Source organism: Cyclobacterium sp. 10D3-21 (genome assembly GCF_055809755.1).
In genome coordinates, this window is sequence record NZ_CM147924.1 from 4644280 (window position 1) to 4670046 (window position 25767).

Below are 25767 nucleotides of genomic sequence, written 5' to 3' on the forward strand. Positions count from 1 at the left end.
TACATTAGAAAGTTATCGTTGTACCAATGGTCCAGCTTCTGGCTTGTGGATATTGCGCATAATCTGCATTCAATTGCAGGTTGCCATCTGTATATCCTAACTCAGGATCCATTCCCGAGTAGCCTGTAAGGACAAATACATTTTGTCCCGTGACATAAAACCTGGCCTTTGAAATCCCAATTCTGTCGGTAATTGGTGTGGGTAAAGTATAACCAAGTACCACATTTTTTAACCTAAGGAAATCCCCACTTTCCAAAAACAGGTCAGAAGTCCTGTGGTTGAGGTTATCTCTTTTAGTCGTCATTCTAGGGATTTCATTGCTTGTCCCCTGGCCATTCCATCTGTCCATTGTTTCTGCATACATATTGAAAGGGTAAGTTGGGTCTATTCCCTGCATCCTGTCAGCATTGTAAATATCGAACCCGGCATTGCCAAGGAAAAATAAACTTAGGTCAAAATTGCCATATCCTAACTGGGCATTTAAACCATATACCACTTTAGGGTGGGGATTTCCAATGATTTCCCTGTCTGACTCATCAATGATTCCGTCACTGTTTAAATCCAGAAACTTCACATCCCCGGGTTGTATTAACCCTCCGCTTTTTCGTGGATCATTCGCAATGTTAGGATCATTCTGAATCTCCTCGGAACTTTGGTACAATCCATCCGCTCTCCAACCATAAAAGCTAGCGATAGGTGAACCCTCATAAGTTCTGGACAATTCCTGGCTGGACCTGCCGTATAATCTTGAACCTATAAAATTACCATCTACCAATTTGGTGACTTCATTTTGGATAAAAGAAGCATTTCCACTCACCGTATAGGTAAGTTTCCCCTGGGTTTCTCTAAATAAAACCTCCACTTCAAGTCCCTTATTTCTCAATTCACCAAGATTTTGGTTGGGTATCTGTGCAGTACCTATGGATCCAATGGTGGGAGGAGCTATAAGCATGTCCTTGGTGTCTTTTATAAAGTAATTGAAATTGGCTAGCAATCGATTGTCTAAAAAGCCTAAATCCAAGCCAATATTTGTCATTTGGGCTGTTTCCCAGGTAATCCCAAGATTTGGCACCCTGGTTTGTGCGGCGCCTACGGTTTGATTACCCCCAAATGAATACCTTCTTCCCGAGCTAATGAGCGCCAGGTATTGTAAGCCGGGAACATTTTGATTTCCCAAACTTCCCCAACCACCGGTCAGTTTCATATTGGAAATAAAACCAACATTTTGAAAGAAATCCTCTTCTGAGATTCTCCAGCCAAGTGAGAAGGCAGGGAAATAACCCCAGCGATTTCCTGGTGCAAATTTAGAGGAACCATCACTTCTAAAAGTGGCAGTCAGCAAATAGCGTTCGTCGTAATTGTAAGTTGCCCTGCCAAAATAGGAAGCAAGGGCATCATACGATTTACCACCATCAATACCGTTCAAGGTTTGCCCCACACTTAAAAACCTTTGGTCAAATGACTCATCCAGGAAATCTCTTTTGCTGGCACTGAATCCGTCTGAATTAAAGGTCTGGGTGGTATAGCCACCTACAAAATTAAATTTATGCAAGTCATTGAATACTTTATCATACGAAACAAAGTATTCTGCCAATACCGAATAGTATTCATTATAGCTTCTTGAAAGGGAGTTCATGGAATTGGCCCTTATCTGATCATTGACTATGATATTGAAATTATAACCATCACTAATGAAACCATCGAGACCAAAATTAACACGGAATTTAAGCCCTTCCATTAGCTCATATTCAGCATTAAGATTGCCTAATATTTTGTGAGAGGTACTGTTATTGTCCTGTGTATTTTGTGTAAAAATGGGATTGTTAATGTCTCCAAATTCTCCTGAAATCTGAGAAGAACTGTAAGAACCATCAGGGTTCATCACCGGCAATCCAGGATGGAAACGTATCGCACTCCATAGGACCCCCGTTTGGGCCGAAAGAGTATTCGGGCTCCTTTGATTGATCGATACAAGCTGCAGGTTCTGGCCAATCTTAAACTTATCACTGATCTTGTGGTCTGAATTTATTCTAAAGCTTAGACGTCTAAAGTCAGAATTAGAAATCATCCCTTCTTCCTTAAAATATCCACCTGCAAGCATAAAGGAAGAATTATTGTTTCCTCCACGGAGGGTAAGGTCCACATTCTGCGTTGTGCCCTGGCCCAAAAGTTCTTCCTGCCAGTTGGTCTTTTGCGTTTGGTAAGCTGAATTTTCCCAAATGGGGTTAATCGTTAATCCATCATTGGTGTACCGCTCCCTTTTCAGGCTGGCCAATGTCGGTGCATCCAAGACATCGATGGTCTTGATGGCATTGGAAACGCCGGTGTAACCATTCAACTCAACTTTCAGCGGTTGGTTAAAATCGCCTCGCTTGGTAGTGACTATTACTACGCCATTGGCTGCTCTTGTCCCATATATCGCTGAAGCAGAAGCATCTTTTAATATCTCTATGGATGCAATATTGTTTGGGTTTACGTCATTAAGGTTTCCACCAGGGACCCCATCAATGATAATTAAAGGGTCCGCATTATTGAGTGTGCCCGTTCCTCTTATTCTTATGGACCCTTGGTTTCCAGGAGCGCCACCATTTCGAACCACATTGACACCTGCAGCCCTTCCTTGCAAGGCCTGTGCGGCACCAGATGAAGGGAGGTTTTGAATATTGTCTCCTTTTATTGAAGATACAGCACCGGTAACATCTCGTTTTTCCTGGGTACCATATCCCACCACCAATACCTCATTGAGAGAGGATTCATCCTGAACCAATTGCACGTTCAGTACGCTTTCATTTCCAATCGAAATGACTTGCGTTTTATACCCTATAAAGGATATTACCAAGGTGCCATTTTCCGGTACATCAATGGAAAAATTACCATCAATATCAGACACCGTCCCTTTTGTCGTTCCTTGTAGGGTAATGGTGGCCCCAGGCAAAGGGGCTCCCGTTTCATCCACAACAGTTCCTTTAAGGTCTGCTATAACAATATTTTCAGGATTCACCGGAGCGGCCGAAATAGGCCGAACGAGTATTACCGAAAATAGAAGTGAGGCAAGCACCCAAATAATGCGATGGATGCTCATTTTAGGAATAGTTTTTTTCATAGGGTATGTATTAAGCTTTAAGTGTAACTGGATTTATAGTCTCATTCTTTGGCTTTACTGAAAGACAATTTTAATTTTTTTTATCAATTCGCATGGGATACTTATTTCTGGATTATGTCAATAAATCGATTTATTTAACCCTTATTATGTATAGAATTTCCCCTGTTTACGGGAAGTATTGCAATCGCAAGAAAATCAAGCTGTTTTCAATTCTACCTGACGGTAGAATTGAAAACAGCAACGATTGGGTATTTTGAAGCGATTTCAACACATAATAGATTGTCTATTGCATATTTCGGGTTTAAGGATCAAAAATTTGTATGTAACTCATTTACAAAATTCTACCTATCCGATCTTAAGTTTAGATATAGATTTATAGCCGACCAAAATTGGATAATAAATTTTGCAAAAAATTACGAAAGCATCAAATTAATTTGTTAAAATAATATTATTAAAATATTATTAATTCAAAAACTGTTAATTAAAAGATAAAACAATTGAAATTTGGTTTGTATAAACCACTGGGTTACCTGTAGTGTCAGACTATTCGATGAATCCTTAGGCTTAATTTCTTCTTAAATTTGCTGACAGACTCCGTGAAGTTTAAGTTATTCGCAAAAAGTCACAAGTCAAATTCATTTTTTTCCATAAAAACACACTCCCTAAAGCAGATAATATTCAAAGGCTTACAATAAAAAACAACCCTAAAAATATGGTCCATTTTTAGCTTATTTTTAAGAAGTCTAAATACAAAGAATTGGTTTTCAACTATTTAAATTGATTCTAACTGACTTCCATTGTAATTTTATATTGAATCTTAAACCAAAAGAATTATGTCTATCAGATTAGCGAGTAACTGTAATAACTGTGAAAATTTAGATTCCAGTGGTGTTTGCAAAGTTCATGGTGTGAAAGTCAATGAGAGCTATACATGTGATACCTTCGAAATGAAAGCAGCATTAAAAGACAACAAAAACTGTAATTCCTGCCTAAGGTATGAAACGGATGATTGCGCCCATCCTCAAAAAGCTGCGCCAGGAATGCTTTGTTCCCATTGGGCGCCTCAAAGTGCCAATGCTTAGAAATACATAAAATAGATTGCAAAAAAGGTCAGCATTTTAATGCTGACCTTTTTTGCTTTAATGAAGAAACGTGATGAAGCTAACTTGAGAGAATTTGTCAGTATTGTTGCAGAAAAAAAGCAACAATTCCGCCAAAATCATTTAACGTGCATTCATTGAACCACGGCTACACCCGTGGCTGTTATATTTCGCCCCTTCAGAACTGATATAATAGGGACTTCCCCCAATTTTTCTATAATTACTCAATATCTATAGCCTATTTGGGATTTAAAACAAGTCCTTTACTTTTTTAATCTAACCTTTCAAATTCCACCCACAAAGGGAAAATGCTTTTTCCTCCACTCATAAAGTGGGGCGTAACACTGCCTTTGTAATTCTTCAAATGAACATTTTTCAATTCTATAAGGTCTGTTGGCATTTGGCTCATTTGAGATTGGATGATTTGTGTTTTGGTTTCCAGCATTACTTTACCTGCCTTTTTCAGCGGTTCAATAAACTTATACCTGATATTGTAATTCCCTTCAAGTATTTCAACATTCCAATAACCATAAATCTCTTCTTGTGTCCAGATGCCTCTTTGTCCGGAAGCGTCATTGCGATTCAATATTAGTGGATTCTCATGTTTTGTTCCAATTATTGGCATATGGTCCTCCATCAGGTTTGGTGAATCCGTCAACTCATCTACCATTTGATCCATAGCTCTTTTTAGTTCTTCTGCCTTCTCAGGATGACTAGCTACAATGTTCTCTAATTCATAAGGGTCCTTTACCAAATGGAACAACTCGAAGTCTTTTGGCGCTGCATCATAGCCAATATTCCCCACCAATTTATACGGACCTTTTTGAATGGCTATGTTCTCATACAATTCGGGCAGCTTTCGTGTCCAGTAAAAAAACAAAGGCCTTTGTTCAAATGCCGCTTCATTTTCGTTTTTCCCCTCTAATAATCCAGCAAAACTAAGTCCATCAATTTCCCTGTCATTTGGCACTTTTGCCTGGCATAACTCAGCCAAAGTAGGCAATACATCAATATGCGCCAGAGTAGCATTTACCTCTTGGTTTGGTTTTAAGCCCTTGGGATATTTGATAAGAAATGGAACCCTCACTCCTCCACGGTAAACATTCCCCTTCTTGCCTCTCATGCCAGCAACATACCTGAATTGCTGTGGTCCATTGTCTGTCATAAAAATTAGGATGGTATTTTCTGAGATGCCCATATCCTCCAATTTCTGCACTAGCTTCCCTATATTGTCATCAATATTGGAAACCATGGCATAGACTTTTCTTGCATCTTCTTTGTCCTTTTCACTCATTTTCGGTAAAGGCATTCCATTGCCTTCAAATCCCGAAGATGGATCAATGTCCTTGTATTTTTGGTAATACTCATCGGGCACCTGCAAAGGAGTGTGAGGGGCATTGAAAGATAGGTACAAGAAAAATGGCTTTTCGGGACTTTGATTTTCTACAAAACGAATCGCTTCATTGGTAAAAATATCTGAACAATACCCCTCAAATGACTTCTGCTTGCCATTGTACCAAAGGGTAGGGTCAAAATAACTGCGGTCTTTCTGAAAATAAGTCGTGAAATCTCCAGGTTGCCCCATACCTCCGGCAAGGTGAATCAACGATTCATCAAAACCCTGATCTCCTGGACGGAAAGGGTAATTGTCTCCCAAATGCCATTTCCCAAATGCTCCGGTTTCATACCCAGCATCCTTAAGCATTTCACCCAGGGTGATTTCTTCGGTAGCCATGGTGGCACCACCATTGTAAGTATCCCTAACTCCTGTTCGCAAGGAATACCTGCCTGTCATTAGACTCGACCTGGTAGGGGCACAGACTGGGGAAACATAAAAATTATTTAGCCGAACACCTTCCTGTGCTAAATTATCTATCACAGGGGTTTTTACATGCGGATTACCTGTAAATCCAAAATCACCGTAACCTTGGTCATCAGTAATTATTAAAATTACATTGGGAGGATCTTTCTTTTTTTGCTGCAGACTGGCATGCACCGAAGTACTGATGAGCGCAATAAAGAGAAAACAAAAGGTATTGAAAATTCTCATTTTTTTAAGGTTTATCAATGACAAGCTTTGATGATCAATACTTTTCAAGCTGATTTTCCACAGGCACAATTCCAGCTTGGTGTTCAGCCATCACCTTCCTTATTTCAGCAATAATCTCAGGATGGTCTTCAGCAATATTGAATCGCTCCCCAGGATCTACATTCACATTGTACAATAAAGGAGTATCTAAAACCGAAGCTTTATTCTCTACGGTCACCGCAGGAAAGGTCACCGGATGTGCGGTTGGGTTTCCATATTCAAGCTGAGTAATGAAATGGGCTTTATAATCCCCTTTTCTTACCGCAAAAACTTTTTGGCCACGGTAATAAAAAACAGTTTCTCGCTCACTCTTTCCAGTGCCTTTGATAAGCCCAGAGATATCAAACCCATCATAAACACGGTCATCAGGCAATTCAGTCCCTGATATAGCGCAAAAGGTGGGCAATAAATCCATCGTAGTGGCCATGTCCCTAACCACACCTTGTTTGATTTGTGCTGGCCACCAAAATACAGTAGGCTCTCTCATTCCCCCTTCAAAAGTACCTCCTTTGGCTCCTCTTAGTAAGCCCGCCGTTCCGCCATGGGTTCTGAAAGTATGCCATGGTCCATTGTCAGAAGTAAAAACCACTAAGGTATTGTCGGCAATTCCTTCTTCTTTTAAGGCAGCTAGAATTTGGCCAACCGACCAGTCAATTTCCTCAATCACATCCCCATAGATACCTCCCAGGGATTGATCTTTAAATGCTGAAGACCTAAACAATGGAATATGAGGAAGGTTGTGAGCCAAATAAATGAAAAAGGGCTTTTCCTTAAAGGCCTTAATTTTGGATACCGCTTCCTCCGTATATCTTTTTGTAATGGTACGTTGATCAGCAGGACGCTCTTCAATACCTGCGTCTCTCATCAAAGGCACATTATAACCCTCATAGCGCTCATTTTCAGTAAGGGTAAAATGATCTGTCTTCTCCACCTTGTCCATGTCATTGGAATACGGAATTCCAAAATAACTGTCAAAACCATGGTCTGTAGGTAAAAAAGGAGATTTATGCCCTAAATGCCACTTTCCTATTGCAGCTGTTTGGTAACCGTTTCCTTTCAATGCCTTGGCAATGGTTATTTCAGATTGAGGAAGACCTCCGTTTGAATCTGGGAAAAGTACCCTTCGTTTATCACTACTCATACCGGATCGGATGGGTAATCTACCTGTAAGAAGTCCTGCCCTACTTGGCGTACAAACCGGCGCTGCTACATAAAAATTGGTCCACTTTTGTCCTTCGTAGGCCATCCTATCCAAATTGGGTGTTTTGATGGAAGGATGACCAAAAACGCCCAGGTCTCCATAGCCCAAATCATCTGCAAATATCACAATAATGTTTGGCTGATCGTTTTTTTGCCTGGCCTCAGATTGCAAAATTGAGCTCATTAAGCAACTGAGTATTAAACCTAAGACTATTTTGGGATTTAACAGTTTCATATTTTTATCTTTTCTGAGATGTATTAAAATTTATAATGCTATTCGGGCTGCTGCCAAGGTACCTTGCCACCTTCTTGAATATGAGACATTAAATAAGCATTTAATTTTTGAAAAACCTCCTGATTTTCTGCGATAATATTGTCTTTTTCGGACGGGTCTTCTTTTAAGTTATATAGTTCCATAGGTTGAAAAGGGCTGTTTTGAAGTAATTTCCAATCCCCCAACCTAAGTGCATGATAAGCCTTCCCTCCATACCTGGTACCGCCTTCTCTACGGACAAAATACAAGGGCCTGGCTTCTTCCGACATGGTTTGTCCAAGAAGTGTGGGCAGAAAGCTTCTTCCATTGATTTCATGATCTAAAGGAACACCTGCAATTTCAGTGAGGGTTGGGAAAATATCCATGGAAAGGTTTACCTGGCTTGAGGAACTCCCCGCTTGTATTTTACCTGGCCATGAAATTGCCGTAGGCACTCTTAACCCCCCTTCATACATGCTTTGCTTCCCATCACGCAGAGGGCCATTATTGGCCAAATCAGGTAGGTGTCCACCATTGTCACTTGTGAAAATGATTAAGGTATTTTCATATTGCCCGGATTCTTTAAGGGCATTAATTACCTGCCCGATACCATCATCCAGGTGCTCGATGAATGCAATCAGATTGGCGCGTTTTTCAGGCAAACCAGGTTCTCTTTTTTTCACTTTATCAAGCCAAGCCTTTGGAGGTTGAACCGGGAAATGAGGGGCATTGTAGGCTAAATAAAGGAAAAATGGGTCTTCCTCTTCTCCCCTGTCTTTGATATAATTCACGGACCATTCGGTGAAAAGGTCTGTGGCATGACCTTTGGGATCTATTGTTTCCTCGTTCAATCGCATGTAGTTTTTACCATGCCTTCTGTGGGTCAGGTAATCGTCCATCATGTCTTCCAACCACCCATGAAAGTAATCGAAGCCATGGTCATTGGGCAGGTTGGGGTGCTCCAGACCCAGGTTCCATTTTCCGATATGTGCTGTGTGGTATCCACCTTTTTTCAGCATAGCAGGCAATAGGATCGTTTCTGGATTCAAATAGCCCCAGTTGTTGGCGGGATTTGATCGTACCAAGCCAGGAACACCTACGTGATCGGGGTATCTACCTGACATCAGTGAAGCCCTGGTGGGTGCACAAACAGGAGAGTTGGCGTAGAAAAAATCCAACTGCATGCCATCATTTCGGATGGCGTCTATATGCGGGGTTTGGATATCTTTGGTGCCATAATAGGACACATCATGGTATCCCTGATCATCTGTAAAGATGATCAGAATATTGGGTTTATCAGACTTTTTATTGGTTTGTGCCTGCACTAATGCACTTCCTAGTAACAGGAAACTTAAGCATAAATTCTTCCATTTAAATAATCTCATTCTCAGTCTAATTGAATTCATTTTTTAATTATTTGTCCATGAAAAATCTCTCCAATCCATCGCTTCTTCTACAATTTCCTGGTTCAATTTGATCATTTCATTTTTCATTTTCTCAAACACTTCTGGGTTTTCAACCGAAACATCTTTTGTTTGTTTGGGGTCATTTCTTAAATTATACAATCTAAAGTTTTGCAACTTTGTTTCCTTGATCATTCCAATATACGCTTCCTGAAACATATTCCCTCTAGGAATGTCCAATTCCGGATCTGCGATGAGATTCCAAGGCCCTTCCCTGATCACAGCTATAGGCCGAGAGGGAGGGTAAAACCAGTAAAGTGGTTTTTGCCGTTCAAAACTCTTCTCCTCAAAAATGGGCAATAGGCTTGATCCATCAATTGTGATTTTAGGGTCTATTTCCTCCCCTATGATCTCTTTAATGGTAGGGAAAATGTCCACAACTCCTGCAGGTCGATTTTCAATGGTACCCGCTGCTATTACGCCTGGCCAGCTAAATATTCCAGGCACCCGGATACCACCTTCCCAAAGGGTTGTTTTACCTTTGGTCAACTCACCATTACTGCCATTGCTGCCTCTATAGCTTCCATTGTCAGACATAAATACAATGAGTGTATTATTTGTAAGTCCCTGTTTTTCCAGCTCCTTCAAAACCCGACCAATTGCTGCATCCATGTTTTCTATACTCCCATAATAGGCTGGCAAATCGGTGTCCTGGTGCTTTTCCAAATATACATCCGGTGCCGCCACTTTTTGGTGGGGCTCATGAAACCACATGTTAATGAAGAAAGGTTGATCCTTTGGTCTTCTTTCAAGCCAGCCTATGGCTTCATCGGCCAATAAATGGGAAGAGTAGCCTTTTACCTCTCCCAAGGCAAGGCCATTGCGAACAAAGTTGTCAGGATTGTGGTGAGAAGGGATCGCGTTATTCCCTGTTGCTATCCAATGGTCAAAACCCTGGTCTCCTGGATTTGGTCCTGGTCCGGCACCCTCTTCCAGGTCATAGCCTAAATGCCATTTGCCAATATGCGCGGTAGCATACCCTGCTTGTTTTAATAATTCAGCCGTGGTAAATTCTGTCTTGGCCAAATGCATTTTATGCGAAGTATGAATCCAACTGTAAATGCCCGCTCTTACTGAAGAACGCCCGGTCATTAAAGCGGCCCGTGAGGGCGAACATACTGCAGACCCGGCGTAAAAGTCAGTGAACCGCATTCCTTTAGCAGCCAATTTGTCCAGGTTTGGCGTATTTACCTGTGTACTTCCATAGCAGCTTAGATCCCGGTATCCCAGGTCGTCTGCTAGAAGAAGTACTATATTCGGTCGTTGTTCGCCTTGAGCAAACAGTCCTGAACTGGATATAAATAAGGCTATAAGCAAGCCTATAAAATTTCTTGCTGACATGTGTTTGTATGGTTTTCTGTTCATTAAATGGTTTTCATAGCTGTAACCGGACCTACCTCATTTTCCCAGGCCTCCAGTTTTTCGAGGAGATCTTTTACAATTTCTGGCCTGTCTTTGGCCAGGTCGTGTAATTCCAAAGCATCCTTGTCTAAATTCACCAGCATGGTATCTTTGTCCGACAGCAATAACTTCCATTCTTTATGTCGGGCTACTTTTTGGTTTCTGTACCTCCAAAATAGCCTTCTGTCTTTGAGCAATTCGTTTTGCAAAAGGTGCTTCGACAGATCAACCCCGTCAAATTGTAGGTTTTCAGGATAAGAACCCTGACTCATTGCCAGCAGTGTTGGCAATACATCCATACTAAGTACAGTGGCGGAAGACTCCCGCGGTGTTATTTTTCCTTTCCAGTAAGCGATACCTGGAACGCGATGCCCTCCTTCCAATAGGTTCCCTTTTTGACCACTCAATTTGCCATTGTTTCCAAAGACCTCTGCCCCATTGTCAGAAATAAACAATACCAGGGTATTTTCCTCGAGACCATTTTCCCGTAAAGCTTTTAAAATTTCTCCAACTCCTTCATCCATCACTTCCACCATTTCATTGTACACTTTTACCGTATCCTCCACGGGTCCATGGTAGCTAAATTGCTTTCCAGGAAATCGATAGGCAGGGTCATTTCTACCCTGAAAAGGTACATGTGGTGCTTCATGAGAAACATACAAAAAGAATGGTTTTTCCTTATTCTCAGCAATAAAATCTACTGCATGCGCACTGATCAAATCAGTCGCATAGCCCTCTTCATATATTGAATCTAAGTTATGCCACCAGTCATAAATGCCTGCATTGTCATAATGAGAATGGTAATCTACATTGCCACTCAAATACCCATAAAAAGTATCGAAGCCATGATGTACAGGATTAAATTCCGGTTGATAACCCAGGTGCCATTTACCCATGATCCCTGTTTGGTAGCCTGCCGTTTTCAATAGCTTTGCTATTGATACCTGACTGCTGTCTAGGCCTACCTCTCTTGTCTCCCCTCTCACGTAAATAACTCCTTCTAAACCTGCTTTTTGCTGGTAATTCCCCGTCAGCAATGCTGCCCGTGTGGGTGAACAAACAGGTGCATTGGAATGAAAATCTGAAAACCGAATGCCTTCTGCTGCCAGGTAGTCAATATTTGGGGTACGAAGACGGTTATCACCATAGGAAGCAAGACCTCCATAGCCCAGGTCATCGGCCATAATGATCACGAAATTAGGTGGCACTTTTTCTTTGGTAGCTGAGTTACTGCAACTGCCTAAAATCCCAGCCAATAAAAATACCCAGGTAGCGTTTTTTAAAACATTCATTTGATTGTTGTTAACTTACAATTCAAGTATTTATTGGTTTTAACCCAGACCATGAGCTATACTTTTTCATGGTCCGGGAATAAAAACGCTATTTACCAACCTGGATTTTGTGTTAAATTCCCATTTAAGGATATTTCACTATCAGGGATAGGAAGCAAGCGATAAAAATCGAGGTATCCATTCGGGAATTTGGTTTCAATCACATCCCCATTGTGGTCTTTTATCTCCAATGGATAAAGTTCATCACCAATTTCCCACCTTTTAATATCTGCCCAATACAATCCCTCTAAGGCGAACTCGATCCTTCTTTCATGCCTTAATTTGGCACGTGCTTCTTCCTGAGAAAGCCCCATTGGCAAAGAGGTAATCTTCACATCATCTCTTTCCGTACGAATTCGATTGATAAGGTTGATGGCCTCATCTATATCGCCATTGGTTTCGATAATCGCCTCCGCTTTTGACAAAAGCACATCAGCATACCGGATGACGATGTTGTTCAGGCCAGATTGGCCGGATGGAGGTAAATCTGCTTCCGGTTCTATGCGGTATTTTCTCGCACTCAAGTGCTTTAACCTATTCCCTGGATGATTGAATGCTCCGCCCGGATAGGTGTAATTTGGAAACCTGTATCCCAATATATAGGCTCCTGGCACTACCACAGTAAACTCTAGCCTGGGGTCACGTCCTTCATAAGGATTGTTTGGGTCAACTGCTGAACCATCAATTGTTTCATAAGCATTTACCAAATCGTCAGTAGGTACATACCGACTTCCTCGGGTCCAACTGCCAGTACCAGTCCCACAATATTGGTCATGCAATGAACCTTGGGAATTCTCACCGGAAATGTATTGAATATCAAAAATCACTTCCGCATTGTTTTCATTTTCAAGCTTAAACAGCCCTTCGTAACTCGGGAATAGATTGTATTTATTTAACGCATCAATTTCATCAATTACTGACAGTACCTGATCATATTCCCCCTGGTACAATAAAGCCCTCATTTTCATGGCCAAAGCAGCTCCTTTTGTTGCCCTTCCCAATTCGGGTGCGTCCTCTTGAAGGTTATCAATCGCCATGTTATAATCTGCCATCACCTGATTCCAGGTTTCCTCCTGACTTGCTCTGGAAATAGACCTTGCCTCCTCAGTGGAAATGGCATTTAATATAATAGGGACACCGCCAAAACCTTCTGCAAGTATAGAATAGGCCAGCCCCCTCAAGAACCTCGCCTCAGCGCGGTAAACAACTTTATCTCCCTCAGTCAAATCTATCTGATCCAAAGCTTGTAGGAGATAATTTGCCCTGAAAATAATCCCGTAAGATCTGGTCCATCTGAAATTGACTATGCTGCCATCACTTGAATTCAATTGACCACTTCCGGCCCTGGCGATAGGCGTATTGCCCCAGTTGAAAGCATTTGGCGTAGCTCCATCCAGCACACCAAACCCAAAAAGGCCTTCATTATAAATTGAATTTTCACGCAAAAGCGCATACACCCCGTTGAGCAACAACTTAATGTCCTCCTCGTTTTGAGGGAAGTTGGCAGAGGTGATTTTATCTTCAGGATAAAATTCAAGAAAATCATCATCGCAGCTTGCCATTGGAAACAACAACACTATCGATAGAAAGTATAGAATATATTTATTGGTCTTCATGTTCTTAGAAATTTAAATTGATACCTGCTGATAAAATTCTAGGGGTAGGATACAACTGGTAACCAGCATCGAAAGTATTTCTTTCCGGATCGTAGCCTTCATAGCCTTTGCTGGCAATCGAAAATACATTTTGCCCGTTTACATAAAGGTAAATTTTCTGCAAGCCCAATTTTTCTGCAACGGAGGCAGGGAAAGAATAGCCCAATTGAACATTCTTTAATTTTATGAAGTCCACTTCATTTACCCAATAAGAGGACTGGGAACCATCCCATGGATTATTAAATTTCAAACTTGGATTTTCTGAATCTGGGTTCTCAGGTGACCATGCATCTCTCCATCGGGTAGATATCATCCTGTTTTCCCAATCCAGGTCCGTAAAATTGTTCTGCGTGTACATGTTCACACCCAATATTCCCTGAAACAGAAGATTTAAATCAAAACCTTTGTATTTTAAGCCCGACGATATTCCGAAAGTATACTTTGGAAGTGTATTTCCAAGCCCCATCTTATCCTCAAAATTCAACCTTCCATCGTTATTTAAATCTTCAAATTTTAAATTCCCAGCTGTCGGTGTAAATGGATTGGAATGCATGTGTTCCTTTGCTTCATCGTCAGATTGATAAATGCCTATGGCATTGTAACCATATAAGGTTCTGAAGGAATACCCTTCCCGCAATAGGTACAATTGATCGGGAGAATCTCCTCCCCTGAATTTGGTGACTTCATTTTGGATATACGTCATGTTCAGCCCCATATTGAAGCCCAATTGATCTCTATCAAATTTCAAATTGTTGTAATTGAGTATGAACTCCACTCCATTATTGGACATTTCACCAACATTCTCAAAGGGTGAGGAAATACCACCCATTACAGATGGAATAGGTAGTTGAACCAAAATATCCTTGGTGGTTTTTTGAAAATAGTCAGCTTCCAGCGTAATCATGTCGTCTAAAACACCAACCTCTAAACCTATATCCAAAGAAGCCGAAGTTTCCCAGGTAATGTTCTGATCAACCAAAGCAGTTACTGCTGCTCCTGGAGAAAAACTACCATTATAGCTATAGCTAAGGTTGTTGTTTTGACCGATGACGGTTAAATAAGGCCAATATCCTGAAATATTCTGGTTTCCTAACTGACCCCAGGAAGCCCTGACTTTCAGATTAGAAATCGCTGAAATATCTTTGATGAAATCTTCTTCAGACAATCGCCAACCTGCAGAGAAGCCTGGGAATACGCCCCAACGATTGGCTTTGTTAAACCTGGAAGAAGCATCAGCCCTAACATTCGCTTCAAATAAATATTTGCTCATCAGGGTGTAATTTGCTCTTCCAAAATAGGAGAATATGCGGAAACCATTCATATTTCCTTCCCCCTGGATTCCTGAAGTACCTGCATCCACCTGAGTCAAGCCTTCTTTCGGAGGTTCTGACCTTCTTGAAAACATGTTTTGAACCTTAAAGGTCTCTAATTGTAAGCCTCCAATAGCCGAAATACTATGTATATCATTGTATTCTTTGTTGAAATTAATTGTGGAGAAGAGGTTGTTTTGCATGCTGGAAATTTGTGTTCTATTGATTTCTAAGCCTTCTCTGTTGTAATTCCTTGTGGTGGTTTCAATCCCTGTATCCGTGTACCCAAAAACGCTGGTATTGTACCTGTCTATCAAGTTCCAATTTCCATTGGAAGAAACTGTGGTCTTAAAAGATAGGTAATCGGTTAATTTAATGTCAGCACTTAAATTCAGTGTCAATATATTCTCCTCTGTATTTGTCAGCCCATTGGCAGCGTCTATGAGTGCATTTCTATTGTCAAACAATAAGTTACCATCTTCAATAATCGCCTGAACAGAACCAAATCGTCCATCCCTTGTATACGGAGCTATATAAGGCGCTGAACCACCTAGCATTTCAAAAACCCTACCTAAAGAGCCATAAGTGACATCTGCATAAGGTTCATCCGAGTCTTTGTGGATATAATTAAACCGTCCACTTACAGTCAACCAATCTTTGACATTGGAAGAAATGTTTGCCCTTAGTCCATACCTTTCTGAACTCGTGTTAGGCACCATCCCTTCTTGATTGAGGTAATTGAAGGATATAAATGAGGAAGATTGTTCCGAACCACCTCTAATGGAAACATTGTGTTCCTGAATATTGGCAGTATTGAATATTACCTTAAACCAATCCGTATTCGGGTATTTGTAAGGATCGGTTCCATTTCTGAATGCTGAGATTAAACTTTCTGAAAAAAGTGGGGTAGACCCCTCATTCAACAATGCTGTGTTGGTGAGTTCCATGTGTTCAGCACTGTTGTTGATTACATCATATCGTCTACCCAAGGACTGAATACCAAAATAGGAATTGACATTCACTTGCATTGCTTCGTTCTTTTTTCCCATTCTGGTGGTCACTAAAACCACTCCATTGGCCGCCTTAGATCCATAAATGGCAGCACTTGCAGCATCTTTCAATACAGAGATGTTTTCGATATCATTTGGATTCAGCTGGCTAAAGGAACCTTCAACACCATCGATAATAATCAAGGGGTTGGAATTATTAAGGGTCCCCCATCCCCTTACTCTAATCTGTGCACCATCACTGCCGGGTTTGCCTGAATTTTGACTTACCCAAACACCGGAAGCGGTACCTCCTAAGGCTTGTGAAGCATTGGTTAATGGTCGATTAGACAATTCATCATCAAAGTCAACCGTAGAAATAGCACCAGTAAGGTTCACTTTTTGCTGAACCCCATAGCCCACTACCACCACTTCATCCAATGAGGTAGCGTCTTCCAGTAAAGTTATGGAAAGATTGCTTTGATTGCCAGGATTGATCCTTTGGGTCTGATAACCAATAAAGGAGATCAAAAGAACAGCATTATCAGGTACCTCCAGGCTAAACTTACCATCAATATCTGTTACTGTACCAGTAGTCGAGCCTTCTATGACTACAGTTGCTCCCGGAACTGGTTCACCATCACTGTCGGTTACTGTTCCTGAAACATTTTTCAGGTTTATATTTTCAGCGATTGAGTGGTTAAATTCAGCATTTGTTAAGCCAATCCCTGGTAAATCAGGACTTCCTTTTGCCAGAAGGTTTGTCGAGACAAAACATTGCAAGAGCCCTCCGATAAGCAGGGTTTTAGGTACCTTTTGAAAAAGGTAGCGTATTGGTTTTTTCATGATTTTTTGGGGTTATTAAGAAATTGATATTTAGTAAAATCTATTTTAATTGGCTGAAATGAGTATAAGCTGAACGATTAAAAGTTGGAATCACTTAAAGTTCATCTATTCATTTTTAATACATTTCATCCTATTTCCGAACCTCCTCATCTGCAGGTAACGAGTTCAGAATTCTTGATCACCTATCAGAATAATTCATTTTAAATTTTCCTAATTGGGTGAAAATTTAACTATGGACTTATTAATATGATTCATAATCAAATCATATGAAACTATTCTATTTTATTCAAATATTATTTTGAATAATAACACAACATAAATATTTATTTGTTGTAATAAAAGATTTTTATGTATTAAACCTATACCTATTTCAATGGGTGGTACTATAACCAAATTCATATAAAAACCGGGGATTTGCTTCTTTTGGAAAAATTTAACCTAAAAACCCCCAAGCTGCGCTACTTTTAATGGCAGGAGTGCTAAGAAATTAAACCCGTAATGGGCAATAGGCAATCTTTTGTGCGTTGAAATCACTTCAAAATCAGTTTCTTCTCAATAAAAAAATGGCAAAAAAAAAGTCCAAAAAAAAGCGTGCTTAACACCTTATCTTGGACTTTTTCATTTAATAACCCTATGAATTGCGTTTTGATTTGCTATCGGGCCACATTGAAATGAACCTAAAAATCAATTTGGCAAAACTTAAACTTTCCAGCCTTTCCTGTATTTTCTAGACAAATGCTGATTGGCCTTTTTAACATTCGTGACACACATTTTTTTTGCATCCCAATCCAGAACAGTATCTGGTTCCCGGATGGCCACAGTGCCTAAAATAACTGTTTCAGACATTGGTCCGGAAATCGAAAAATCGCTTTCTGTTTTTACATTGTTTAGGCAGGAATCTGCAAAATAATGGTAATGGTCTCTATCTTTTAATACAGGGTTTTTGACGTCCCTAAATTTAGCTTCCGGTAAAAGCACCGGCATTTTGGTATGGGGAATAAGTAGCGCTCCTTCTGTCCCTATTAACATGGCAGATTCTGCAGGATAATTTTCTAAAGAAAACAAGGCCCTGACTTCTTCAGGCGGGTAAAACTCCCCATCAAACCACTCCACTTTCAATTCATTTTCAGCAGTCATCTCATTTCCTGGAAACACCCAGGTAATGTGGTTACTCTGTGGCCAGGTATCTACATTTCTTTCAGTGGAATTTTTCCATGACTCCTGAACTTTGGCGGCAACAGAAATAGGAGCTTTTAAACCCATTCCTTTCCAAACCGCATCCAAAATGTGACAGCCAATGTCACCAGACCAGCCTGTTCCAAAATCCTGCCATGCTCTCCATTTGGCAGGATGGTAAATTTTAGGCGCATAAGGGCGCATTGGAGCTGTGCCTATGAATTGATCCCAGTGAACATACTCAGGAGCCGCTTCTCCATTTTCAGGTCTTGGCCCTACAAACCTATAGGCCTCGGTAGCCCCTGGCCTATTGGAACAAAGGTAAACCTGTTTGATTTTCCCTATATGCCCTTCTTTAATCCATTGTACGGCTGTTCGATCTCCTTTTCCAGAGGCGTGTTGCGTTCCCAATTGACTAATTATTCCCGCTTTAGCGGCAGCCTCTGTAAGGTCTCTGATTTCACTTACGTCATGGCACATCGGTTTTTGACAATACACATGTTTGCCTTTGCTGATCGCTGTGTAGGCAATTGGAAAATGATTGTGGTCAGGTACACTTACATTGACAGAATCAAAATTATCGGCTTCCTGGGCAAATAACTCCCGCCAGTCTGTAAACTTCTTTGCATTGGGTAAGATCTCAGCTGCCTTTGCCAAATGATTTTCATCAATGTCACAAATGGCTACGATTTCCACATCAGGATGTGCATTAAATCGACTGAGATCATGTCCACCCATCCCGCCAACACCTATACAGGCATGCCTAAGTTTCTTCCTATTTGTTTTGGCAAAACCAGGTACATTAAATAAAAGAGGTTGAGCCAGGGCAATGGCCGCAGTGTTCAATATAAATTTCCTTCTGGAAGAATTATTGTCCTTCTTCATTATTAAAGTTTTAATTGCTAAACATTTACATTCATATTAATAACCCGGATTATTAAGGATAATGTTGGGATTATTCTGCATTTCAGGTAGTGGAATTGGCATTCATAAATGCTTCTCCTGAAGTACCTTGTGGGACTTAATAAATCACACCAAGACAATTGATCTCGAAATAATGTAATGGGTAATAGCAACATTTAGGTTTTTGTGATGGTTTCCTCCAAGTTGTAAATGGCTACAATGACCTGCATTAAAGCGGCTACCCTTATCGCTTCCCTTTTGACGGAGGGAGATTCTCCTACCAGTAAAGTGTTTACAGCAATATCAGGTACTTTCTGAAATCTTGCCAATTCCTCAGCATAAAATTCTTCCAACACCTTCTCTTCATCATCTTTGGGAAGCCGACCTAGAATTCGAATATAGGCTTCATCTATAGCTGCTATCTCATCCTCAAATTCAACCACCAATTTTTCTGCAAGCACCCTCGAAGCCTCTAGCACCAATGGATCATTGAGCATGGCCAAAGCCTGTAAAGGCGTATTGGTTCGGTTTCTATTTACTTGACAAATGTCTCGGTTACTTCCATCAAAAATCAATAATGAAGGAGGAGGCAGAGTGAGTTTAATAAAGGTATAAATCCCTCTTCTATACAGCTTGTTTCCCTTATCCTGTCGGTAAACATTGAGTTCACCTCTTCCCGAACTGGAAGCTTCCCATAAGCCTTCAGGTTGATAGGGTTTCACACTTGGACCACCTAATTCCGGAGCAAGCAAGCCACTACTAGCCAGTACCATATCCCGAATCAATTCAGCATGTAATCTTAATCTGGGATACCGCGACAGGTAAGTGTTGTCCGGATCAATAGCCAGCATTTCCTTACTTACAGCAGAAGATTGCTGATAGGTGGAAGAGCTAACTATTAATTTAATAAGCTTTTTGATGTCCCAGCCACTTTCCCGAAATTCCACTGCCAGCCAATCCAATAACTCAGGATGTGTAGGTAATTTCCCCTGCATCCCAAAATCTCCTGAAGAAGGCACCAGGCCGACCCCAAATATTTCCTGCCATATTAAATTAACAAAAACCCTTGAAGTTAAGGGGTGGTCATCAGCAAAAGCCCATTCCACCAAGCCTAACCTATTCTTTGGAAGTTCGCTAGAGAAAGGTTTGATTACATCCGGGGTTTTGGCTGTTAATTCCTCACCCTTTGGGGCATCATACAAACCTCTGTCCAGAATAAAGGTAGGGCGAATAGAATCTTGAAGATCCTGCATGATGGAAACAGCCACTTTATTGGTGTCTGGATGATTAATAAAGTCCAAAATTCCCTCCGTATCATCTGTATCAATCCACATAAGAGGTGTCTTGGCCCGCACTGCAGATCCAGCTCCCCCTTCAAAACCTTTTTCAGGTGTATTGTTAAAAAAAGCATAAAGGTTGTAATAATCCTCTTGAGAAATCGGATCATACTTATGGTCATGACATTGGGCACATTCCATAGTTATACCAAGAATTACTTTGCTAAAAGTATTGGTTTTGTCCAACACATATTCCATCCTGTACTCTTCATGAATGACCCCTTCCTCTTCGGTAATCTTATGGTTTCTGTTAAAGGCTGTAGCCAAAAGTTGTTCTCTATTTGGTTCAGGAAGCAAGTCCCCAGCAAACTGCCAGGTTAAAAACTTATCATAAGGGAAATTCTGATTAAAGGCGTGAATCACCCAATCCCGGTATGGCCATTGGGTTCGAATATTGTCATTCTGGTAGCCAAAAGAATCTGCATATCTGGAAATATCCAGCCATAATAGGGCTAATTTTTCGCCGTAAGCTGGTTTATCAAGGTAAAGATCAATCATTTCCTCCCACGATTTCTCACCAGATGAGAAACTTTTGACTTCTTCAGAAGTAGGAGGCAAACCTGTAAGGTCCAAACTTAATCGTTTTAGAAGGTAACTATCATCCGCTTTTGGACTGGGCGACAATCCCTTTTCCTCCATTTTTGCATAAATAAAACCATCAATTGGGTTATGACTCCATTCATCGTTGTCTGGTATTGGAATGGTTTTTTTGGTCGGAGGCTCAAAAGCCCAATGGTTTTCGTAAACTCCTCCCTGATCAACCCACTTCTTTATCAATTCCCTTTCATAATCGGAAATTGATAAATTGGATTCAGGCGGTGGCATTTTTTCAGAAACATCTTCCGAAAAAATCCTTTTAATTACTTGAGACTTATTGGAATTGCCAGGAACAATGGCATGCTGATCAGGATTTTCCTTCAATGCGGCATAAGCACCAGCCTCATTGTCCAATCTTAACCCGGCTTCTCTTTTATTGGCATCTGGCCCATGACAGGCGAAGCAGTTGTCAGATAAAATGGGTCTTATATGGAAATTATAACTGACTTGATCAGGAATTGAGGCTTCCTTTTTGACATTCTCGTTGGAGCAACTATTCAAAGCCATTGCGGCTATAAATAATGCCATAAAAATTGACGACAAAACGACTGTATTTTTCAATCCTATCGGGTTTATATTAATTACATTTCTAATTTAATGGTTATCAAGCAGATTGACAACATATCTATTGCAGCAAAAAATAAAAAAAAACTTATTTATGTAATTTTTGCTTAACTAACCCCTATTCAGCCAACAAAAAAAACCATTATCGACCTTTTTCTAAGAATATTAGAAAAAGGTCGATAATGGTCCAAAAGTATTTTCAGTTAAAAAGGACCTTGTCCCTCTAATTGTAATTAAACCCCATCCAATTCCTCGAATCTCCACCTTTCATTGGGTGAAGTTGTGTGTTCTCTTGCTACAATTTCATTGACCTTCTTTAGTACATCTGGGTTTTCCCCGGCCACATCATGCATTTCCAAAGGATCACTTTTCAAATCAAACAATAACCAGGAAGATCCTCCTTTTTGAACATCAAGTTTCAAGGCTTTCCAGTCTCCTATTCTAACTGCAATTTGGCCGCCATAGGAAGGAAATTCCCAGTATAGAAATTCAGGCTGAGGCTGGTCATGTCCCATTAAGGTAGGATAAAAACTTGTGCCATCAGTCGCTGTATCCAGTGATTCTCCAGCAACTTCGGCCAAAGTGGGCATTACATCATAAAAAACAGAGGCATGATCACTAATTGAGCCCTCTTTGATTTTCCCTGGCCAGGATGCGATCATGGGTACCCGTATACCGCCTTCATATAGGAACCCTTTACCATAACCCCGCTCTTCCCGGAACGCTCCTCCACTGTTAAACCAAGGGGAATCCGTTCCCCCATTGAAAGTGGGGCCATTGTCGGAAGTAAAAATGATTAAGGTATTGTCATAAAGCCCTTTGCTCTTTAGTTGGGCAACAAGTTCACCTACCTGTTCATCCAGGTAACTGACCATGGCTGCATAAGTAGCTCTGGGATATCGGGAAGGAAAATAAGAGCGCTCACCCAAATAGGGTTCCTCATCCCCAAATTTCTCTACATAATGATCAATCCATTTTTCAGGTGCCTGAAGGGGCACATGAGGAATAGGTGTTGCCCAATATAAAAAGAAAGGCTTATCATTGCTTTGCTCGTCTACAAAATTGGTAATTCTATCAAACATTACCTCAGGCGCATATTCTGTAAGAAAATAATCACCATAATTTTCCAAATTATAGGGATCAGCCCCTTCGGGAAGTTTCTTATTAGGAGCGATGGTATCATTGTTCAAGTAAACCCTGTGGTCATTCTCCCAAAGGTGAACAGGATACAAGGTATGAGCCTGTCTTTGACAGTTGTAACCAAAGAAATAATCAAAGCCCTGTTGATTGGGAACACCTTCTGTATGGGGTGCCCCTAGCCCCCACTTGCCTACCACTGCAGTCGTGTACCCTGCACCTTGAAGCATGGACCCAATCGTAACTGTTCCTGTGGCAATCGGCCTTTGACCTTCGAGCGTAGAATCAGCTAGCATGGCATGGTAGTTCCAAACATCACCTCTGCTACCCCATTCATCGTTGCCTCTTACCTGAGAATGCCCTGAATGCTGTCCCGTAAGCAATACCGCCCTTGCTGGTGCACAAACTGGCGCACCAGAATAATGTTGGGTAAACATCATCCCTGATGCTGCCAAAGCATCAATGTTTGGTGTTTCAATTTTTTCCTGCCCATAACACCCTAAATCTCCATAGCCTAAATCGTCAGCCAGAATATAGATAATATTGGGTGGAACCACTTCCTGTTTTTCTTGCTGGCAGCCAGCCACAAAAAGGATGAGTACAGGTATTGAAAATAATAAACTCTTTTTCATTTTAAATTGATAAGCTTGAGGTTATCTATATCTAATAAGTTGAAAAGGAAATTTCCCATTCAAAACTAACTGTTTTACGCTTTTGTAGATTCAAGATCTACTTTGAGCAAGGCCAATTGATCAGAAGTCGTTTTCAAATGATTAAAAACCATGTAATTGCCTGTTTTGTCATCTGTGATTTTAACCAGGTAGCTACCCTCATGGAAAACTTCAGGATGGAAAACCTTTTCATTGACTCTCAGAGAGTATACCAATTCTCCTGATTGCTCATCAATTACGGCTACTATAGGATTATTACAATTGCTCAAATCCAAAGGAGGAAGGGTGCCTGTGGCATTTCTTGCATAATTTTCTTTCTGAGAAACTGTAACAGGCCAACCTTCATATTGTCCATTTGGGTTGGCTTTTGGATCCACATACCTAGGCCAGCATTCCATGGTCATTTTCTTGCCTTTTTTATCAAAGGTTACTATTCCATAGCCAGTTGCTCGGTCATGAATCAATGCTGGCTTAACGCCCGTTTTTCTAGGATTGGCTACTGCATGAACGGTCACCTTATTGCCAAATCCATCATTAAAATTACCGGTATATTTTGGTTTTCCAGGTAAAGGATCGTGGCTTTCTGGTACGGGAGGCCACCAGCGTCTGGGGAATAAATTGTTCAATGCCGGCCCAGCAAAAGCATAGCCAGCATCTTTGAATTCATCCACCCCATATTGCACTACCGAGGCCAAATGCTGGTCACCGGCAATGTGTAAAGCAAAGGCTTTTCTTATTATTCTAAGCGCTTCATCTCTTCCTTTTTGTGGCCATCCATTGGAGTCCATGTCAGAAGTAGGTGCATCACCAGGTACATATTCGCCCAATTCTGGAATGGGTAATTTAGGTACAATACTGTCGATAATACTACCCTCCGGGAGGGTCGCTACGGTACAAAAGTTGGTTTGCGATAAAACGGCCTTCATTTCTGCCCCTTTGCTCCAGTCTGTAGACCAGTGATTTAAGAATTTCAACTGCCGTTCACCCAGCAGGTTCGCATCAATGTCATAATATTCTTTAATATCGAACTCCCTGTTTTGAATAAAGCCATTCGTTACTTTGGCCTCCTCCGGCAATACATTTTTGGGAGCTGACTTAAACTTTCTGTCTTCAAGGATGGCAAAACTAATGCCGCCATACACCCAATCCGTATAATAAACGCCAATTCCCTGCTTTACAGGTCTAGGGTCAAAGGCATCCGGAAGGTGGCCTGTTTGTGTCAATTGCACCATGTTCACCCATTCTGCTGGCATTTTATAGCCACCCTGATCCTGGGCTACATAGGTCCAGCCCTCATCTGTAGGCGCCACTTTCCCCGCTTCTCCCCATACATTGCCATGGTAAACATCATGGTCATCCGGGATAAAAGCAGCAGGTATATGTCTGAATATTTCCCGGTAAGACCAGCCAAACATGTACCATTTGCGTAGATAATCCAGGCTTGATTTTTCCAAAGGTGAAGTTTGGATGCCAAAACCACCCGTGCCCTCATAAAACTGATCTCCTAAAAACACGGCCAGATCTGGTGCATGTTTTAGGGAATGAAGGCTTACTTCATTGTCGGGGAATCCGTAATCGGCATTACAGCTAAATACGGCCAATTTTACCTCATCTTTATTTTTTGGTTCCTCAGCGATGGTGCCAGTATAATAAAAATGCTCAACACCACTTTTTAAAGGCAAATCCACTTTCACTCTGTAAGGGACTGCACTGTCTTCCTTCCAGTTTTCTATTCGAAAATGGGCGACTCTTCCCAAGGCTTCTATTTTGGCGTCTTGTATAGTGGTCCAGGCATTGCCTTTCTTTACCTGAAGGCTAATTTTATTCTTCTCTATTTTTTCTATTGGAGCCAATTGGGCACCAAGCTTCAAAACCCCATCATGCAGGGTATAATGAGCAAAACAGATAGGGCCAAAAGACTGCCCATCTGCCGATATCACTTTGTCACCTGTTACTTCCCAATCCGAAAAAGCAACTGAGGCTTCGAAAAGCGCCTCATCAGGAAAATGGGACACCAATGCGATATTTCCACCTAGGTCCTCACTGTAATTTTCAATTTTTAATACTCCTAACAGCTTCTTACTTTCAGGGTCAAAAGCTTCTATTGTTAAAGCACCTTTCTCTCCTTTCACCACCAGATTGATTTCATTATCCAATGGTAATTTCTCAGTCCCCACCTGCTCTCCAATAAACAATGACCCTTCCCCATTGATACCTGCATCCAGGCCTTTACCAAAAACAGCTGCAGAGCGGTAATCCTCAAATTTGCCTTTCGCTCCTATCCTTAATCCCACATAAGAGGTAGGATCACCAATTTTATTTTCATTTAGCCATATTAGATTCACCTGACTTTTGAAAGTACCTGTTTTACTGCTGAGTTGATGGGTAAGGCTGTGAAGCGTTCTGTTCTTAGCACTTAGGTTGCAAACAGCTTTGCCGTCTCTCAATTCCCAATCTTGTAGCCGGTTGCCCCAGTATTCAGGCCCGACCCACGACATGTCTGGCCAGTTTCCCCATTGGCTTTTAAGGGGACTGCCTTTTTTCATAGGCAATTTGGGCATTGATCCAGCCCAATTTTCTGTGAATACCAATGATGAACTCACTGTTCCTAAGGCAATTGATTTGATGGCTTTTCTTCTTTTCAT

13 protein-coding genes are annotated in these 25767 nt (G+C 41.1%); 1 reads left to right on the forward strand and 12 read right to left on the reverse strand.

Translation table 11 applies throughout. The annotated features are described in order from the left end of the window. Positions 1–4: 4 nt before the first annotated feature. A complete protein-coding gene (locus AC0L7T_RS17985) occupies positions 5–3103 on the reverse strand; it encodes a SusC/RagA family TonB-linked outer membrane protein (RefSeq protein ID WP_473337200.1) in 3099 nt (1032 codons plus the stop codon). A gap of 833 nt (positions 3104–3936) precedes the next feature. On the opposite strand from AC0L7T_RS17985, the gene AC0L7T_RS17990 reads away from it, so the two are divergent. Next, on the forward strand, positions 3937–4185 hold the full coding sequence (locus AC0L7T_RS17990; protein ID WP_473337201.1) for a hypothetical protein: 249 nt from the start codon (positions 3937–3939) through the stop codon (positions 4183–4185). Between the two features lie 289 nt (positions 4186–4474). Here AC0L7T_RS17990 and AC0L7T_RS17995 read toward each other — a convergent pair whose 3' ends face one another. The 11 genes from AC0L7T_RS17995 to AC0L7T_RS18045 form a co-directional block, all read right to left on the reverse strand. Next, entirely contained in the window at positions 4475–6253 is a 1779-nt protein-coding gene (locus AC0L7T_RS17995) for an arylsulfatase (protein WP_473337204.1), read from the reverse strand. Between the two features lie 34 nt (positions 6254–6287). Next, positions 6288–7676: a sulfatase family protein gene (locus AC0L7T_RS18000; RefSeq protein ID WP_473337208.1), complete on the reverse strand. Its 1389-nt coding sequence runs from the start codon at positions 7674–7676 to the stop codon at positions 6288–6290. A gap of 89 nt (positions 7677–7765) precedes the next feature. Beyond that, the gene (locus AC0L7T_RS18005) at positions 7766–9130 is read right to left on the reverse strand and encodes a sulfatase family protein (protein WP_473337210.1); all 1365 of its coding nucleotides are present in this window, start codon (positions 9128–9130) and stop codon (positions 7766–7768) included. 24 nt (positions 9131–9154) lie between these two features. Continuing rightward, positions 9155–10573: a sulfatase gene (locus AC0L7T_RS18010; RefSeq protein ID WP_473337211.1), complete on the reverse strand. Its 1419-nt coding sequence runs from the start codon at positions 10571–10573 to the stop codon at positions 9155–9157. After that, positions 10573–11901 carry a sulfatase-like hydrolase/transferase gene (locus tag AC0L7T_RS18015; protein WP_473337213.1) on the reverse strand — a complete coding sequence of 443 codons (1329 nt, stop codon included), beginning with the start codon at positions 11899–11901 and terminating at the stop codon, positions 10573–10575. The genes AC0L7T_RS18010 and AC0L7T_RS18015 overlap by 1 nt, the downstream gene beginning before the upstream one ends. Before the next feature lie 92 nt (positions 11902–11993). Further along, a complete protein-coding gene (locus AC0L7T_RS18020) occupies positions 11994–13556 on the reverse strand; it encodes a RagB/SusD family nutrient uptake outer membrane protein (RefSeq protein WP_473337215.1) in 1563 nt (520 codons plus the stop codon). A gap of 4 nt (positions 13557–13560) precedes the next feature. Continuing rightward, a complete protein-coding gene (locus tag AC0L7T_RS18025) occupies positions 13561–16737 on the reverse strand; it encodes a SusC/RagA family TonB-linked outer membrane protein (protein WP_473337218.1) in 3177 nt (1058 codons plus the stop codon). A gap of 699 nt (positions 16738–17436) precedes the next feature. Then, entirely contained in the window at positions 17437–18798 is a 1362-nt protein-coding gene (locus AC0L7T_RS18030; RefSeq protein WP_473337220.1) for a Gfo/Idh/MocA family protein, read from the reverse strand. Between the two features lie 194 nt (positions 18799–18992). Continuing rightward, a complete protein-coding gene (locus tag AC0L7T_RS18035; RefSeq protein WP_473343381.1) occupies positions 18993–21278 on the reverse strand; it encodes a PSD1 and planctomycete cytochrome C domain-containing protein in 2286 nt (761 codons plus the stop codon). 269 nt (positions 21279–21547) lie between these two features. Further along, positions 21548–23083 (reverse strand): arylsulfatase, encoded by a 1536-nt coding sequence (locus AC0L7T_RS18040; RefSeq protein ID WP_473337222.1) that lies wholly within the window; start codon positions 23081–23083, stop codon positions 21548–21550. Positions 23084–23157: 74 nt separating this feature from the next. Further along, complete coding sequence (locus AC0L7T_RS18045) at positions 23158–25767, reverse strand: alkaline phosphatase D family protein (protein ID WP_473337224.1); 2610 nt, start codon at positions 25765–25767, stop codon at positions 23158–23160.